This is a genomic window from Pseudomonas sp. B12(2026), assembly GCF_057767015.1.
In genome coordinates this window covers 2,454,613-2,469,930 of sequence record NZ_CM173430.1, presented here as the reverse complement: position 1 = coordinate 2,469,930, position 15,318 = coordinate 2,454,613, and the positions used below count along the sequence as shown (strand labels likewise).

General features: G+C 69.4%; 13 protein-coding genes. 8 read left to right on the top strand and 5 right to left on the bottom strand.

From position 1 onward, the window contains the following. Positions 1 to 39 precede the first annotated feature (39 nt). The gene (locus tag AC3B6A_RS11580) at positions 40 to 453 is read right to left on the bottom strand and encodes an arsenate reductase ArsC (protein ID WP_488402868.1); all 414 of its coding nucleotides are present in this window, start codon (positions 451 to 453) and stop codon (positions 40 to 42) included. A gap of 259 nt (positions 454 to 712) precedes the next feature. Here AC3B6A_RS11580 and AC3B6A_RS11575 point away from each other — a divergent pair, with 259 nt between their 5' ends. After that, entirely contained in the window at positions 713 to 1,015 is a 303-nt protein-coding gene (locus tag AC3B6A_RS11575; RefSeq protein WP_488402866.1) for a hypothetical protein, read from the top strand. A gap of 7 nt (positions 1,016 to 1,022) precedes the next feature. Here AC3B6A_RS11575 and AC3B6A_RS11570 read toward each other — a convergent pair whose 3' ends face one another. Further along, positions 1,023 to 2,171 (bottom strand): DUF1615 domain-containing protein, encoded by a 1,149-nt coding sequence (locus AC3B6A_RS11570; RefSeq protein ID WP_488402864.1) that lies wholly within the window; start codon positions 2,169 to 2,171, stop codon positions 1,023 to 1,025. Between the two features lie 97 nt (positions 2,172 to 2,268). After that, on the bottom strand, positions 2,269 to 3,162 hold the full coding sequence (locus AC3B6A_RS11565) for a DMT family transporter (protein ID WP_488402863.1): 894 nt from the start codon (positions 3,160 to 3,162) through the stop codon (positions 2,269 to 2,271). A 130-nt stretch (positions 3,163 to 3,292) separates the two neighbouring features. On the opposite strand from AC3B6A_RS11565, the gene AC3B6A_RS11560 reads away from it, so the two are divergent. Further along, complete coding sequence (locus tag AC3B6A_RS11560) at positions 3,293 to 3,730, top strand: Lrp/AsnC family transcriptional regulator (RefSeq protein ID WP_488402861.1); 438 nt, start codon at positions 3,293 to 3,295, stop codon at positions 3,728 to 3,730. Positions 3,731 to 3,981: 251 nt separating this feature from the next. Here the strand turns inward: AC3B6A_RS11560 and AC3B6A_RS11555 are convergent, their stop codons facing one another. Continuing rightward, complete coding sequence (locus tag AC3B6A_RS11555; protein WP_488402859.1) at positions 3,982 to 6,342, bottom strand: DNA polymerase II; 2,361 nt, start codon at positions 6,340 to 6,342, stop codon at positions 3,982 to 3,984. A 150-nt stretch (positions 6,343 to 6,492) separates the two neighbouring features. Between AC3B6A_RS11555 and mltA the strand changes: the two genes are divergently transcribed. Then, positions 6,493 to 7,647: a murein transglycosylase A gene (gene mltA, locus AC3B6A_RS11550; protein WP_488402858.1), complete on the top strand. Its 1,155-nt coding sequence runs from the start codon at positions 6,493 to 6,495 to the stop codon at positions 7,645 to 7,647. A 1,009-nt stretch (positions 7,648 to 8,656) separates the two neighbouring features. On the opposite strand, the gene AC3B6A_RS11545 is transcribed toward mltA, so the two are convergent. After that, positions 8,657 to 9,628 carry an AraC family transcriptional regulator gene (locus tag AC3B6A_RS11545; RefSeq protein ID WP_488402856.1) on the bottom strand — a complete coding sequence of 324 codons (972 nt, stop codon included), beginning with the start codon at positions 9,626 to 9,628 and terminating at the stop codon, positions 8,657 to 8,659. A gap of 181 nt (positions 9,629 to 9,809) precedes the next feature. Between AC3B6A_RS11545 and AC3B6A_RS11540 the strand changes: the two genes are divergently transcribed. The 5 genes from AC3B6A_RS11540 (at position 9,810) to AC3B6A_RS11520 (ending at position 15,035) form a co-directional block, all read left to right on the top strand. Next, a complete protein-coding gene (locus AC3B6A_RS11540) occupies positions 9,810 to 10,736 on the top strand; it encodes a bile acid:sodium symporter family protein (protein WP_488402854.1) in 927 nt (308 codons plus the stop codon). Beyond that, complete coding sequence (locus tag AC3B6A_RS11535; RefSeq protein ID WP_488402852.1) at positions 10,733 to 11,476, top strand: sulfite exporter TauE/SafE family protein; 744 nt, start codon at positions 10,733 to 10,735, stop codon at positions 11,474 to 11,476. Before AC3B6A_RS11540 ends, AC3B6A_RS11535 begins: the two co-directional genes overlap by 4 nt. Beyond that, positions 11,473 to 13,266, top strand: a complete 1,794-nt coding sequence (locus tag AC3B6A_RS11530; protein ID WP_488402851.1) for an N-acyl-D-amino-acid deacylase family protein — start codon at positions 11,473 to 11,475, stop codon at positions 13,264 to 13,266. Before AC3B6A_RS11535 ends, AC3B6A_RS11530 begins: the two co-directional genes overlap by 4 nt. Positions 13,267 to 13,572: 306 nt before the next feature. Continuing rightward, on the top strand, positions 13,573 to 13,713 hold the full coding sequence (locus AC3B6A_RS11525) for a hypothetical protein (protein ID WP_488402849.1): 141 nt from the start codon (positions 13,573 to 13,575) through the stop codon (positions 13,711 to 13,713). A 158-nt stretch (positions 13,714 to 13,871) separates the two neighbouring features. Further along, a complete protein-coding gene (locus AC3B6A_RS11520; protein WP_488403569.1) occupies positions 13,872 to 15,035 on the top strand; it encodes an MFS transporter in 1,164 nt (387 codons plus the stop codon). The last annotated feature ends 283 nt before the right edge of the window (positions 15,036 to 15,318 follow it).

Sequence of the window (15,318 nt, the reverse complement as noted above, 5' to 3'; positions counted from 1 at the left end):
GCCCGCGATCAGCGGGCTTTTTGCTTTGTGGCGCCAGCGTCAGGGACGGTTCTTCACCACCTCGAACAGCTTCAGGCGGTCGCGGAGTTCCTGCAGGGTATGGCGGAACGGCTCGTGCTGCGCGCTGCTGGCCGGGTCGGCGAAATTCCACACCAGCACCTCGTCGGAGCTGGGCAGTTCGTCGCCTTCGCTGCTGGACTTGTCGCACAGGTCGATCAGGAAATCGAAGTGCTGGCCGCTGAACTCGTCGATGGACTTGCTGCGCAGCCCCTCGGTGGAGATGCCGGCATGCTCCAGCACCTCGCGGGCGCGCGGGTCGATGGCGCTGGGATGGATGCCGGCGCTGAAGGCTTCGAAGTGCTCGGCATCGGTATGCCGCATCAATGCCTCGGCCATCGGCGAGCGGGCATCGTTGGCGATGCAGACGAACAGGACTCGGCGTTTCTCGGTCATTGCTACCTCGGTTCAGGACGCGGATTCGCCCCCTTATACGCGAGATTTTAGACGGTTCCGTGTCAGGCCCTTCCGGAAGCCCGGCCTGTGAAAGCCCTCCCGCGGCCGCATTCCCGCCGGCCGCCCAGCGAAACCGGCGTGGACCTGCGCGTCCCCCGCCCGTGGAGGCGCGGGCGCTGGACTAAGCTTGCAGTGTCCGTGCGGCCACGCCGGAGCAGCAAGGCGTGGCATTGCCGCCCACCCATCCCAAGGATATGCCATGAAACCGCTACTGCTCGCCGCTTCGTTGCTGATCCTCGCGCCGTCCGCGCACGCCGCCATCCCGATGCTCAACTACGACTGCCCGGACAACATCCAGATCCACGCCGACGAGGGCGGGCCCGTCTACATCAACGGCAGGGAAGCCACGCTGAAGAAGATCAGCGAAAACGACTTCGAGGCGCGGGACAAGGAGTCCGGCGTCACCGTCTCCATCACCCTCGGCGAGGACGGCACGCCCGCGGTCTCCTACACCCTCGGCAAGAGCGCCAGCGGCGTCTGCCAGGCCGCCGAGGGCGACTGAGCCCGGTTCAGGGCTTCTTCGGGGCCCGCGCCAGGCAGCGCTGGTAGCGCTCGTCCACCCGCTGGGCGAACCAGGCGGTGGTCAGCTGGCGGGTGATCTTCGGGCTGTGCAGCGTGATGCCCGGGAGGATCGCCCGCGGCAGCGGCTTGCCGGCGGCGCGCTCGCCCAGGGCGAAGACCCTGGTGTACAGCTCGGATTCGGCGAATTCCGGCGTGTCGCCCTGCTCCAGCGCGCGGCGGATTTTCCCCTCGCTCATGCCCAGGCGCGGCGCCAGGGTGCGCACGGCCTTTTCCGTGCTGCCGGCGTCGTAGCTGCCGGGGAGGATCAGGTCGCCGTCCAGCGCCAGGGTGATGCCGCTGGCCTCGCTCACCGCGCGCTGGAAGGCGGCGTTGCGGCTGGCGTACCAGCCGGCGTTGAAGTCGGCGAAGCGGTACAGCGGCCGCGGGTAGTCCGCCGGGTAGCCGAGCAGGTGGGCGATGCCGAAGTACATGCCACCGCGGCGGCTGAACACTTCCCGGCGGATGCTGCCGTCCACCGCATAGGGATAGCCCTCGGCGTTGGCCTGGGCGAAGGCGATGCTGACCTGCATCGGCCCGCCGGTATGCACCGGGTTGAAGCGACCGAACAGTTGCTGGCCGAGCGGCACGCGGCCGATGAAGTCATCGAAGATCGCGCTCAGCTCCTTCTCCGTGCGCGCCGCGCTCAGGCGCTTGCTGTAGCTGCGGCCATCCGGCGACTTCAGGCCCAGCGCGGCGTCGACCAGGATGCCCGGCACGTGCAGCTTGCCGGCGCGCCGGTCGATCTCGCCACGGGCGATCCGGCCCAGCCCGGGCACGGCCGGGTCGGCCTTGTAGTTGGACTCCTGCTCGGTCACCGCCAGCACCGAGCAGAGGTTTTCGCGGGTCGCCGGAATGCGCTGGGCGCTGAAGGCGACCTGGATGTCCCGCGCCCAGCCGGGGCGGTCGTCGACGCTGGCCGGCAGCAGCTTCACCAGCGTTGCGCGCACTTCTTCCGGGGTCGCTTCCGGCGCGCCCGGCCGGGTGCCGCAGCCGGCCAGCGCCAGCAGCGCGGCCAGGCCCAGCAGGCGCAGAACGTATAGTCGAGGGAGGGGCCAGTCCAGGCCGGGGGAATCTGCCGTCGGGGCAGCCGCATTCATAATCCAATCCTTGCTTCGAGACCGCCTACAGTTTTCCGCCTACAGAGACGGCGCCCGACGGCGCAGGTTCCCCGGTATTGTCAGCGAAGCAGGGATTTCAGCGCCAGGCCAGGCGCCGCAGGTCGAAGCTCCAGCCGCGCTGCATGCCGGCGGCGGCGAGCAGGATGGCAACCACGCCGAGCCATTGCAGCGGCGTCAGGCGGTGGCCGAAGGCGAACCAGTCGACGAAGATCGCCGCGATCGGATAGATGAACGACAGCGCGCCGGTCAGCGCCGTCGGCAGCTTCTGGATGGCGCCGTAGAGCAGCACGTACATCAGCCCGGTGTGGACGATGCCCAGCGTCGCCAGGCTGGCCCAGGCCGCGGTCGCCTGCGGCAATGCCGAGAGGTTCGCCCAGGGCGCCAGCAGCAGCGCGCCGGTCAGCGTCTGGATCAGCGCGATCAGGTGCGGCGGGATGCCGTCCAGGCGCTTGATGATCAGCGCCGCCAGCGCATACAGCGCCGCCGCGCCGAGGGCCAGGGCGATGCCGCCGAGGTAGTCGCTGCCGACCTGCCCGTCGGCGCCGTGCGCGCTGACGATGGCCAGCATGCCGAGGAAGGACACCCCGAGCCAGGCCATCTTCTGCGCGCTCAACCGCTCGCCGAGGAACAGCGCGCCCAGCAGCACCAGCAGGAACGGCTGCACGTTGTACACCGCCGTGCCGATGGCGATGGACGCCCGCGAGTAGGAGCCGAACAGCAGCACCCAGTTGCCGACGATGGCCACGCCGCTGAGCAGCGCCAGGCCGAAGGTCGCGCGGGTGAGGATGCCCGGCCGCAGGAAGCCCATCAGGCCGCAGATCAGCAGCAGGGTCGCGGCGCCGAACACGCAGCGCCAGAACACCACATCCAGTACCGGCTGCCCGGACGTCAGCACCAGCCAGCCGATGGTGCCGCAGATCAGCATGGCGCTGACCATTTCCAGGGTGCCGCGTCGAATCCGCTCGTTCATGGTTCACCTCCTTTCGTTGGCGCTCAGTATGAACGGGCGATTCGGCGCACTCCATCGCCTGGCGGAGGCAAAACCCGACGTTCGCCTTTACTATCAAGGCAACTCTCGCCATTCACCTTTCGAGGCCGCCATGACCGACGAAATCGACCAGTTGCTGATCGCCGCGCTGATGGAAGACTCCCGCCTCTCCCTCAAGGCCCTGGCCCAGGTCAGCGGCCTGAGCGCCCCCAGCGTCGCCGAGCGCCTGCGCAAGCTGGAGGAGCGCCAGGTGATCACCGGCTACACGGTGAACGTCGACCCGCGCGCCTTCGGCTACCAGTTGCAGGCCATCGTCCGCGTGCGCCCGCTGCCGGGGCGTTTGCAGGAGGTGGAGAAGCAGATACTGGCGATCCCCGAGTTCACCGAGTGCGACAAGGTCACCGGCGAGGACTGCTTCATCGCCCGCCTCTGCGTGCGCTCGATGGAGCAGCTGGACGAACTGCTGGATCACCTCAACGGCTTCGCCGAGACCAACACCGCCATCGTCAAGAAGAGCCCGGTGAAGCGGCGCTTGCCGCCGATGGGCTGAGGCCCGTTCGCCTTCGTAGGAGCGGACTCCGTCCGCGATGCTTTTGCGTGGGGACTTCGCGGACAGGGTCCGCTCCTATGAGAGCCGCTCGCCCCTGTAGGAGCGGACCTTGTCCGCGAATCGGCCTCGCATCCGGCGCAGGATCATCAGGATCGCCCTGGCCGCCGGGTTCGCGAGCAAGCTCGCTCCTACGAAGAACTGCCCCCGAGGAGACGCTCAGCCCTTGCTCGCGAACAGTCTGCGCAACAGCCTCAGAACAACCCCATCTGCCGGTCGATCAGCGCGGCGAAATCATCCTCCACGAACGGCAGGATGGCGTCCGCCACCGGCTGCAGCTGGCGGCTGACGTAATGGTCGTAGTCGATGGGCGAGTGCCGCGTCTCCAGCGGCTCCGGGCCGTTGACCGTCATCACGTAGCTGATCCAGCCGCCGTTCTGGTACTGCCGTGGCCGTCCCTGGCGTTCGTTGAAGTCGTCGGCGATGCGCGCCGCGCGCACGTGCGGCGGCACGTTGCGCTCGTAGTCGCCGAGCCGGCGGCGCAGGCGCTTGCGGAAGATCAGCAGCTCGTCCTGCTCGCCGGCCAGGGTGCGGTTCACGTAGTCGCGGACGAACTCGCGGTACGGCTGGCGCTGGAAGATGCGCAGGTACAGCTCCTGCTGGAACTGCTGGGCCAGCGGCGACCAGTCGGTGCGCACGGTCTCCAGGCCCTTGAAGACCATCTCGTCGCTGCCGTCGGCGCGCCGCACCAGGCCGGCGTAGCGCTTCTTGCTGCCCTCCTCGGCGCCGCGGATGGTCGGCATCAGGAAGCGCCGGAAGTGCCGCTCGAACTGCAATTCCAGCGCGCTCTCCAGGCCGTATTCCCCGCGCAGGTGCTCGCTCCACCACTGGTTGACGTGGCGCACCAGCGCGCGGCCGATCTGCGCCGCCTCCTCCTCGCCGTGGGCGCGGCCGAGCCAGACGAAGGTGGAGTCGGTATCGCCGTAGATCACCTTGTGGCCCTGCCCTTCGATCAGCTCGCGGGTGCGGCGCATGATCTCGTGGCCGCGCAGGGTGATGGATGACGCCAGGCGCGGGTCGAAGAAGCGGCAGCCGCTGGAACCGAGCACGCCGTAGAAGGCGTTCATGATGATCTTCAGCGCCTGCGACAGCGGCGCGTTGCCCTCGCGCTTGGCGGCCTCGCGGCCCTGCCAGACGCGCTCGACGATGGCCGGCAGGCAGTGCCGCGTGCGGGAGAAGCGCCCGCCACGGAAGCCGGGGACCGAGGCTTCATCCGACGGCTCGCTCAGCCCTTCCACCAGCCCCACCGGATCGATCAGGAAGGTGCGGATGATCGACGGGTACAGGCTCTTGTAGTCCAGCACCAGCACCGATTCGTAGAGCCCCGGCCGCGAATCCATGACGAAGCCGCCGGGGCTGGCCTCCGGCGCCTTGCCGCCGAGGTTCGGCGCGACGTAGCCGAGGCGGTGCATCGGCGGCAGGTAGAGGTGGGTGAAGGCCGCCACCGAACCGCCGCTGCGGTCCGCCGGCAGGCCGGTGACGCTGGCGCGTTCGAGCAGGAAGTCGAGGATGCGGGTCTTCTCGAAGATGCGCGTGACCAGCTCGCAGTCCTTCAGGTTGTATGTCGCCAGCGCCGGCTTGTCCTCGGCGAAGCGGCGGTCGATCTCGGCCATGCGGTCGTAGGGGTTGTCGATCGACTTGCCCTCGCCCAGCAGGCTCTGCGCGACGCTCTCCAGGCTGAATGAGGGGAAGCTCCAGAACGCCGAACGCAGCGCCTCGATGCCGTCGATGATCAGCCGCCCGGCCGCCGCGGCGAAGTAGTGGTTGGACGATGCGTGCTGCCGCCAGCCCATCTCGTCGCCGCCACGGCCCAGGCGCAGCGGGATGTCCAGGCGCTTGGCATGCTCCTGCAGCACGCGCAGGTCGAACTGCACCAGGTTCCAGCCGATGATCGCGTCCGGGTCGTGCGCGGCCAGCCACTGGTTCAGGCGCTCCAGCAGCTCGGCGCGGCTGTCGCAGTACTCCAGCGCGAAATCGCGCTCGCCGTCGACGCCGTTGGCCGGGCCGAGCATGTAGACCTGGCGCTGGCCGCAGCCTTCCAGGGCGATGGAATAGAGGTCGCCGCGGATATTGGTCTCGATGTCCAGCGACACGAGTTTCAGCGTCGGCCGGTACTCCGGCGCGGGCCGCAGTTGCGCGGCGACGACGCTGCCGCCCTCGCCCGGCTCGCCGCTGAAGGCCACCGGCGCGGTGATGAAGCGCTCCATCAGGTAGCGCTCGGGCGGGCGGATGTCCGCCTCGAAGACCTCGACGCCGGCCTCGCGCAGGCGCTTTTCCAGGTTCATCAGCTGGCGGTGCTGCTGGCAATAAAGGCCCAGCACCGGGCGCCGCTGGAAGTCGCGCAGGCCCAGCGCGCGCAGCTCGGCGCCGCGCTCGCCGGCCAGCAGCGTTTCGGCGCGGGCGCGCTGCTCGGCGGGGACGAAGGCCACCGACGTCTGCGGCGGCAGCAGCACATGCCGGGGCCCCGCGTCGGTGGCCAGCCAGAAGCCCACCTCGGTGCCCTCTGGGGTATCCCGCCAATGTCGGGTCAGGACGAAACCCTGCCGTGCCTCCACGCTCTAACCTCGGTCTGTCGAATCACCCCGCCATTCTACCGGTCCGCCCGCGGCCGGGTTGCGCGGCGTGCGATTCCGACCGATGCGTTTGACGCACGCCCCGCGTCTGCCCAAGCTAGCGGGTTTTCGTATGCCCGCCAGGAATTGCCCGTGACCGAATCGTCCCGCCACTGGACCCGCCCCCTCCTCGCCACCCTCTGCATCGCCACCCTGCTCTCCGGCTGCGGCCTGTTCGGCAAGAAGCCCGAAGAAGCCCGGGCGCCGACCTATTCCAGGGCCGACTGGTCGGACCTGCCGAAAACCGCCGACGACGACGTGGTGCAGGGCTTCAACGCCTGGCGCTCGGCCTGCGCGGTGCGGCTGAAGAAGGACGCGATCTGGGCCGCCACCTGCACCCAGGCGCTGGGCGTGCCGGCCTCGCCGGAAGCGATCCGCCAGTTCATGCAGGCTCACCTGCAGCCCTACCAGCTGCGCTCCGGGGAAGGCAGCGAGACCGGCCTGATCACCGGCTACTACGAGCCGATCTACCGCGGCAGCCTGGAGCGCAGCGCGCAGCACGGCGTGCCGGTGTACGGCACGCCGTCCGACCTGGTGGTGGTGGCGCTGGACAGCGTCTACCCCGAACTCAAGGGCAAGCGCCTGCGCGGCAGGCTCGACGGCAACACCGTGAAGCCCTACGCCGACGCCGCCGGCATCCGCCGCGACGGGGTGGATGCGCCGGTGCTGGCCTGGCTGGGCGACCCGATGGACCTGCAGTTCCTGCAGATCCAGGGCTCCGGCCGCGTGCAGCTGGACTCCGGGCGCCAGCTGCGCCTGGGCTACGCCGAGCAGAACGGCCGCCCCTACAAGCCGGTGGGCCGCTGGCTGGTGGAACAGGGTGAGCTGAGCAAGGACGAGGTGAGCATGCCGCGCATCCGCGACTGGGCCCGCGCCCATCCGCAGCGGGTCGACGAACTGCTGGCGAGCAACCCCAGCTACGTGTTCTTCAGCCAGCGCCCAGACAGCAACGAAGGTCCGCGCGGCTCGCTGAACGTGCCGCTGACCGCCGGCTACAGCGTGGCCATCGACCGCAAGGTGATCCCGCTGGGCAGCCTGATGTGGCTCTCCACCACCCGCCCGGATGGCGCACCGGTGGTGCGCCCGGTGGCGGCGCAGGACACCGGCGGCGCCATCGCCGGCGAAGTCCGCGCGGACCTGTTCTGGGGCACCGGCGATGCCGCCGGCGAACTGGCTGGGCACATGAAGCAGGAAGGCCAGCTGTGGCTGCTCTGGCCGAAGGGCGCGCAGCTGCCGGGGGCGTCCTGATCGCTGAATATTTCTTTTCGTAGGAGCGAGCTTGCTCGCGAACCCACCTGACGCCGGCCCTGCCGGCGGATCTTATCCGCGATGCTTCTGGTTGGGTGTTTCTGCGCCGCGTCGGCGTGCGCTGAGAGATTTGGTTTCGCCCTCCCGGGCGAGTCCCTTTTGGGGCCCCAAAAGGAACCAAAAGGGCCCGTCCCGACATCCGGGTCTTCGCTTCGCTCAGACTTCCCTCCTTCCGGCATTGCTCCGAGGGTCGGCTTGCAAGGGCCATCCATGGCCCTTCAAGCCTCTCGCGGCATCCATGCCGCTCGCCCCTCTGCGCAATACCTCCACTCGGCCTCCTGACGGGACCCTGCGCGCGCCTGCGATTTCGGTGTGACAGACAGAGCCGGAGCTGAAGGATCGCTCTTCGTAGGATGGCGTGGAGCGAAGCGATACCCATCAGGTGGATAACGCTGCGCAAAGCAAGAGCATCGCGGACGGAGGCTAGGCGCCCCCGTCTCTCCTACAAAAGCCGATCCCGCCGTAGGAGCGGACTTCGTCCGCGATCAGCCGTGGTTCGCGAGCAAGCTCGCTCCTACAAAAGAGAAAGAGCGAAAAGCGATTTCCAGTGGAATATCCGCGCGCGCCGGAGCGCCCCTTCAGGAGGCCGAGTGGAATCGGAGTTTCAGGGGTTGAGCGGCATGGATGCCGCGAGAGCCGCGATGGGCCAGGGATGGCCCTTCGCGGCGTGCCCCTGAAACTTCGATGGAGCGAGGGAATTTTTCGCCTAAGCGAAAAACCGGATGCAGGGGCACAGACCTTTGCCTCCTTTGGGTCGTTTGCCAAAGGAGGTCGCCCGAGGGGGCGAAACAAGAAGTCCCAGCACACGCCGAAGCGGCGCAGAAACACCCAACCAAAAGCATCGCGGATAAGATCCTACGAAAGCGGTGTACCCCGTAGGCGTAGGAACGGACCTTGTCCGCTATCCGCCACCAAGGCCGGCGTCAAGCGGGTTCGCGAGCAAGCTCGCTTACGAATACGAAGAGCCCGTCGCCCCCTGGCGGAACTGGCCGGGCGTCATGCCGCTCCAGCGGCGGAACGCCTTGGCGAATGCGCTCTCGTCGGAGAAGCCGAGCCGCCCGGCAACCTCGGCCAGGCGCGGCGACTCACGCAGCAGCTGCTCGGCCATGCCATGCAGCACCTGCTCGCGCAGCAGCTTGAAGCTGGTGCCCTCGTCGGCCAGCTTGCGGTTGAGGTGGCGGCCGCTGAGCGCCAGCTGTTCGGCAACCTTTTCCTTGCCCCAGCGCGGCTGCTGGCGCAGCAGTTGCTGCACCTGCGCCGCCAGGCTCTGCGCGCCCAGGCGCTGCAGCTGCGCGTCAGCCAGCGCGCGCAGGTGCTCGCGCATGGGCGCGTTGGCCTGGATCAACGGCACGTCGAGGTCGGCCAGGGTGAAGCACAGGGCGTTCTGCGCTGCGGCGAAATCGATGGGGCAGCCCAGCACCTGGTCATAGCGGGCGGGCTCCGCACGCGCCGCGTGGCACAGGGCCAGGCGCGCCGGCGTCACCCGCTCGCCGGTGATCCAGCGGGTCATGTGCACCAGGCTGGCCAGCGCGGCTTCCACCCGCTCCTCGCGGCGCACCCCGTAGCTGGGCCGGTAGACCAGGCGCACCCGCGCGGCCTCGCGTTCGAGCTGGAATTCGCTGCCCTCGGCGATGATCGGGTAGTACTCCAGCAGGGCTTCCAGCGCCTCGCCGAAGTGCTCGCAGCTCATCAGCAGCGCGCCGACCATGTCCAGGTGGCCGACCTGCAGGGCACTGCCCAGGCGCAGTCCCACCAGCGGATCGGCGGACGCGGCGCAGAGGCCCTCCCAGATGCGGTCCTGCAGCGCCAGCGGGATGCGCGCCTCGACGGGCAGCTCGGCGGGTACCGGCAAACCCAGGCGCTGCGCTGCCTGGAGGATGCCCTGGGCATAATGGATGGTGATCGATGGGCTGTGGGGCATGGTCCCGAATTAACCGCGCGAAGTCTCGATTGAGCCGTTACCGGACGGTGACGGTTCACTAAGCTTGCCAATTACAACGATAAATACAAACAAGAGTCGCCTTGCATGCACGATAAAAAAGGAGCCGCGCCTTCGACGCCGGCCGTCCGCGCGCCCGCCCCTGCCCGTCAGGAGGCCGGCCATGCCTGATATCAACCTCGAATTCTCCGGCGGTTCGATGATCGCGCTGAACGCCATCATCGCCCTGATGATGTTCGGCGTGTCGCTGGAACTGCGCCGCGACGACTTCAGCCGCATCCTGCGCCAGCCCAAGGCGCCGGCGATCGGCCTGCTGGTGCAGTTCCTGCTGCTGCCCGCCGTCACCTGCCTGCTGACCATCCTCCTGCCGATCGACCCGGAACTGGCGCTGGGGATGATCCTGGTCGCCACCTGCCCCAGCGGCACCTTCTCCAACATCATGACCTGGATGGCCCGCGGCAACGTCGCGGTGTCGGCCAGCGTCACCGCCGTGTCGGGGCTCAGCGCGGGGATCTTCACCCCGCTGAACTTCGCCCTCTACGCCGGCCTCAACCCGGCCACCCGCGACCGCCTCACGCAGATCCACATCGACCCGCTGGAGCTGGTCGGCGTGGTGCTGCTGGTGCTGATCCTGCCGATGCTCGCCGGCATGGCCCTGGGCCGGCACAAGCCGGACCTGGCACGGCGCCTGGAGAAGCCGCTGCGGCAACTGTCGCTGCTGGTGATGCTGGGTTTCGTCGGCATGGCCTTCGCCAAGAACTTCCAGCAGTTCATGGCGTACTTCCACCTGTTCTTCTGGCTGGTGCTGCTGCTCAACGGCACCGCGCTGCTGCTCGGCTACCTCTGCGCGCGCCTGTGGCGGCTGCCGGACGCCGACGTGCGCGCGGTGACCCTGGAGAGCGGCATCCACAACTCGGCGCTGGGCATGGCGCTGATCCTCACCTTCTTCCCGCAAGCCGGCGGCATGCTGCTGATCGCCGCCTTCTGGGGCTGCTGGCAGCTGTTCTCCGGGCTGCTGCTGGCGCAATGGTGGGCGCGCCGCGAGCCGCGCGGCGCGGTGCTCGCCGCCGCCGGCGGAGGCAGCCGGTGAACGCCCCGGCCATCGCCCTGGGCGGCTTCATCCTGCTGGCCTACACCCTGGAAGCGGTGACCGGCTTCGGCAGCGTGGTGGTGGCGCTGTCGCTCGGCGCGCTGCTGATGCCGATCGACACGCTGCTGCCGATCCTGGTGCCGCTGAACATCGCCATGACCGGCTACCTGGTCGGGCGCCACTGGCGGCTGATCGACCGCGCGCTGCTGCTGCGCACCGTGCTGCCGGGGATGCTGCTGGGCATGGGCATCGGCTACCTGCTGCTGCCGCACCTGGACCCGCAGCCGCTCAAGCGCGGCCTCGGCGTGCTGATCCTCTGGTTCGCCGGCCGCGAGCTGTGGCGCCTGCGCGCCAGCGCAGCGGAACGGGCGCACACGCCGGCCTGGGTGGTGCGCCTGGCCACCGGCGCGGCCGGGGTCTGCCACGGCCTGTTCGCCTCGGGCGGGCCGCTGCTGGTCTACGCCCTGGCCACCCGCCCGCTGGACAAGGCGCGGCTGCGCGCCACCCTGGTATGCGTCTGGTTCACCCTCAACGGCCTGCTGACCCTGGCCTTCCTCCTCGACGGACGCCTGCGTCCGGCGCTGCCCCAGGTGCTCGCCTACGCCCCGCTGCTGCTGCTCGGCGTGTGGCTCGGCGAGCGCCTGCACCGGCGCTTCGACGAGCGCCATTTCCGTCTCGCCATCCACTGCCTGCTGCTGGTCAGCGGCACCCTGCTGCTGTCGCCCTGGAGCCTCCTGTGAGCTACGACATCATCATCAAGAACGGCCTGTACTTCGACGGCAGCGATGCCCCCGGCAGCCTGCGCCACGTCGGCATCAAGGACGGCCGCATCGACGCCCTGAGCCTCAGCCCGCTGGACGAAGGCGGCTGCGCGCAGGTCATCGACGCCGCCGGCAAGTGGGTCACCCCCGGCTTCCTGGAAATCCACTCGCACTACGACGCCGAGGCCATCGCCGCGCCGGCGCTGAAGGAATCGGTGCGCCACGGCGTCACCACCGTCTCGGTCGGCTCCTGCTCGATCAGCATGGTGCTGGGCGAGGCCGAGGACTGCTCCGACCTGTTCACCCGCGTCGAGGCCGTGCCGCGCGAGCAGGTGCTGCCGATCCTGCGCGACAGGCGCACCTGGAAGGACGCCAGGGGCTACCGCGCCTTCTACGAGCAGCAGCCGCTGGGGCCGAACCTCTGCTCCTTCCTCGGCCACTCCGAGCTGCGCGTGGCGGTGATGGGGCTGGAGCGCGCCATCAGCGGCGCCAAGCCCAGCGAGGCCGAGCTGCAGCGCATGGAAGAGCTGCTGGAACAGGCGCTGGACGCCGGCTGCTTCGGCCTCTCGGTGATGACCACGCGGCTGGACAAGATGGACGGCGAGCGCGCCTGGTCCAGCCCGCTGCCCTCCACCTTCGCCAGCTGGAAGGAATTCTCCCGCCTGTTCGCCGTGCTGCGCCGGCGCAACGCGCTGCTGCAGGGCGCGCCCAACGCGGTCACCAAGATCAACGTGTTCGCCTTCCTCTACCAGGCCCACGGCTGGTTCCGCCGCCCGCTCAAGTGCTCGATGCTCACCGCGCTGGACCTCAAGTCGCAGCCCTTCATGCACCGCATCACCCGCGCCTCCGGCTGGGTCGCCAACCGCCTGCTGCGCGGCCGCTATCGCTGGCAGACCCTGCCCGCGCCCTTCGTGGTGCGCATCGAGGGGCTGAACATGAACGGCTTCGAGGAATTCGGCGCCGGCGAAGTGCTGCGCGACACCAGGGACCCGGAGGAGCTCTACGCGCGCATCCAGGACCCGGCCTTCCGCGAGCGCTTCAAGAAGGACATCAAGGCCACCTTCAGCCTCGGCCTGTGGCACCGCAACCTGTCCGACTGCTGGGTGCGCGAATGCCCGGACGCGGCGCTGGTGGGGCGCAACTTCGAGGACATCGGCCGCGACCGCGGCATGGACGCGGTGGACGCCTTCTTCGAGCTGGCCGGGCAGTACCGCGACGCGCTGAAGTGGACCACCTGCTACGGCAACCACCGCCCGCCGATCATGCGCAAGCTGCTGGCCAGCCCCTGGACCCAGCCGGGCTTCGCCGACTCCGGCGCGCACCTGGCGTCCCACGCGCAGTACAACTTCCCGCTGCGCTTCCTCAAGTACGTGCGTGACGCCGAGCTGGCCGGCGAAGCCTTCATGGACACCGGCCACGCGGTGCATCGGCTGACCGGCGAACTGGCGGACTTCGCCGGAGTCGACGCCGGCTACATCCGCGTCGGCGACCGCGCCGACCTGGTGGTGATCGACCCTGAAGGCCTCACCGACGAGCTGGACGAGGTCAGCGAGGCGCCCATGGAAGTCCTCGGCCTGACCCGGCTGGTCAAGCGCAACGATGCGGCGGTGGAGGCCACGCTGATCAACGGGCGCGTGGCGTATCGGCGCGACGGCGGCTTCCCCGAGGCACTGGGCAGGGAGCGCGTGTTCGGACGCTTCCTGCCGGGGCGGGACGTGCTCGGCCGGGCGCAGGAAGTGGCGGCCGGGGCGCCGGTTTACGGCCGATAGACGCGGTGTCACCGGTGGTTCGCGAGCAAGCTCGCTCCTACAGGCATGCTCCGGCGCGCTCTTCGTAGCGAGCTTGCTCGCGAACCCGCCTCACACCCGACCCGCCGATATGAATCGCTTTCGTAGGAGCGGACCTTGTCCGCGAAATCCCTCCGCGCGTGCCGAGCCCGCATCGCGGATAAGATCCGCTCCTACGAAGAGCCCCCATGCCATATCGCGCCCGACCGCCCGGCCCGCCGCGATTGACGGTCCCGCGCGCGCTCTCTAGAGTGCGACTTTTCCTACATCCCCCGCCGTACCCGCGCCATGATTTCGTCCTGCCACACCGCCGATCCGTCCCTCGCCCTGCTGCGAGAGCCGCCGCGCGTGCGCAAGGTCGATACGGTGCTGCGCCGTCGCCGCAGCGTGCTGTTCGCCTACACCTTCTCCCCTCCCGCCGGCCGCTGAGCCGGACGCCGCGCGCTGTCGCGCCGGTCATTCCGCATTCCGATTCCACCCACCGGCAGCGGCCGGCGGGTTCGTTCGCATGTGTTGGCCCCGCCGCCGGAGCGCCGGGGCCGGAGAAGGCTTCCATGAACAATCCGACTACCCTCCAGCCGTTTTCCCTGAACAAACCGCTGCTGGCGGTGCTGCTGTTCGCCGTGTCCATCGTCGGCCTGAGCCTGGGCGCGACCCTGCCGCTGGTGGCGCTGCGCCTGCTGGACCAGGGCGCCAGCGCGTTGCAGATCGGCATCCTCTCGGCCGTGCCGGCGGCCGGCATGATCCTCGCCGCCACCCTGGTCGACCGCCTCTGCCAATGGATGAGCCGGCGCCGCCTGTACCTGCTGTGCTTCGTGCTGTGCAGCGCGAGCACCGCCGCCATCGAGTTCAGCGGCGCTTCGCTGTGGCTGCTGGGCATGGCGCGGCTGGCGCTGGGCGTCGGCATGGGCATCGCGATCATCCTCGGCGAAGCCTGGGTCAACGAGCTGTGCGGCGAGAACAACCGCGGCACCGTCGTCGCGCTCTACGCCACCAGCTTCACCGCCTTCCAGCTGCTCGGCCCGACCCTGGTGGCGCTGCTCGGCGCGCAGACGCCCTGGGTGGTGCTGCTGGTCGGCGCCGGGCACCTGGTCGCGCTGGCCACCGTGGCCCTGGCGATGCCCGAGGAAGGCATCCACGAGCACATCGAAGAGCCGCGCAGCTTCTCCCTCGCCGGCTTCCTGCGGGTGGCGCCGGCGCTGTGCATGGGCGTGCTGTTCTTCTCCTTCTTCGACAGCGTGGTGCTGTCGCTCTTCCCGGTCTACGCCTCCAGCCACGGCTACGCGGTGGGCATCGCCGCCTTCATGGCGACGGTGATCCTGCTCGGCGACATGCTCTGCCAACTGCCGCTGGGCTGGCTCTCCGACCGCCTCGACCGCCCCAGCCTGCACCTGGCCTGCGGTGTCGCGGCGATGCTGATCGGCCTCGCCCTGCCCTGGCTGATCGGCCAGCCGGCGCTGCTCTGGCCGGCGCTGATGCTGCTCGGCGCGGTGGCCGGTGGCGTCTACACCCTGGCGCTGGTGCTGATCGGCCAGCGCTTCCGCGGCCGCGACCTGGTCACCGCGAACGCCGCCGCCGGGATGCTCTGGGGCGTCGGCAGCCTGCTCGGCCCGCTGCTCAGCGGCAGCCTGATGGACCTCGGGCCGCAGGGCGTGCCGCTGGCACTGGCGCTGGCGGCCGGGTTGTTCGTGGCGACGGCGGCGGGTTCGGTGCGGCGCACCACGTCCGATGTTGCCGACGCGCTCCCGTAGGAGCGGATCTTATCCGCGAATCCGGCCGGCAGGCCGGCGGCCTGGGGATGGCACCGCTGTCGCGGTGATCGCGGAGAAGCTCCGCTCCTACGAAGAGCGCTTGTAAGCGCGTGCGTAAAAGGGTGCGGAACCGGGATCAGGCGTGGGATTTGAAAGGAATCGGCGGAGCGGGTAGCTCCGCCGTTGTGCCGGGCGTGGCGCCCGAGACGGATTGCGCAGGACGCGCGAGGGAAGCGGCCTGCCCGGAGCGGGTAGCTCCACCCGAGGGCTGGCAGGCCGGGTG

Excerpts from the sequence above, each read along its gene's own strand:
- AC3B6A_RS11545 (WP_488402856.1), bottom strand. The coding sequence starts at position 9,628 with ATGCCCCACAGCCCATCGATCACCATCCATTATGCCCAGGGCATCCTC.
- AC3B6A_RS11540 (WP_488402854.1), top strand. The coding sequence starts at position 9,810 with ATGCCTGATATCAACCTCGAATTCTCCGGCGGTTCGATGATCGCGCTG.
- AC3B6A_RS11575 (WP_488402866.1), top strand. The coding sequence starts at position 713 with ATGAAACCGCTACTGCTCGCCGCTTCGTTGCTGATCCTCGCGCCGTCC.
- AC3B6A_RS11570 (WP_488402864.1), bottom strand. The coding sequence starts at position 2,171 with ATGAATGCGGCTGCCCCGACGGCAGATTCCCCCGGCCTGGACTGGCCC.
- AC3B6A_RS11580 (WP_488402868.1), bottom strand. The coding sequence starts at position 453 with ATGACCGAGAAACGCCGAGTCCTGTTCGTCTGCATCGCCAACGATGCC.
- AC3B6A_RS11560 (WP_488402861.1), top strand. The coding sequence starts at position 3,293 with ATGACCGACGAAATCGACCAGTTGCTGATCGCCGCGCTGATGGAAGAC.
- AC3B6A_RS11525 (WP_488402849.1), top strand. The coding sequence starts at position 13,573 with ATGATTTCGTCCTGCCACACCGCCGATCCGTCCCTCGCCCTGCTGCGA.
- AC3B6A_RS11565 (WP_488402863.1), bottom strand. The coding sequence starts at position 3,162 with ATGAACGAGCGGATTCGACGCGGCACCCTGGAAATGGTCAGCGCCATG.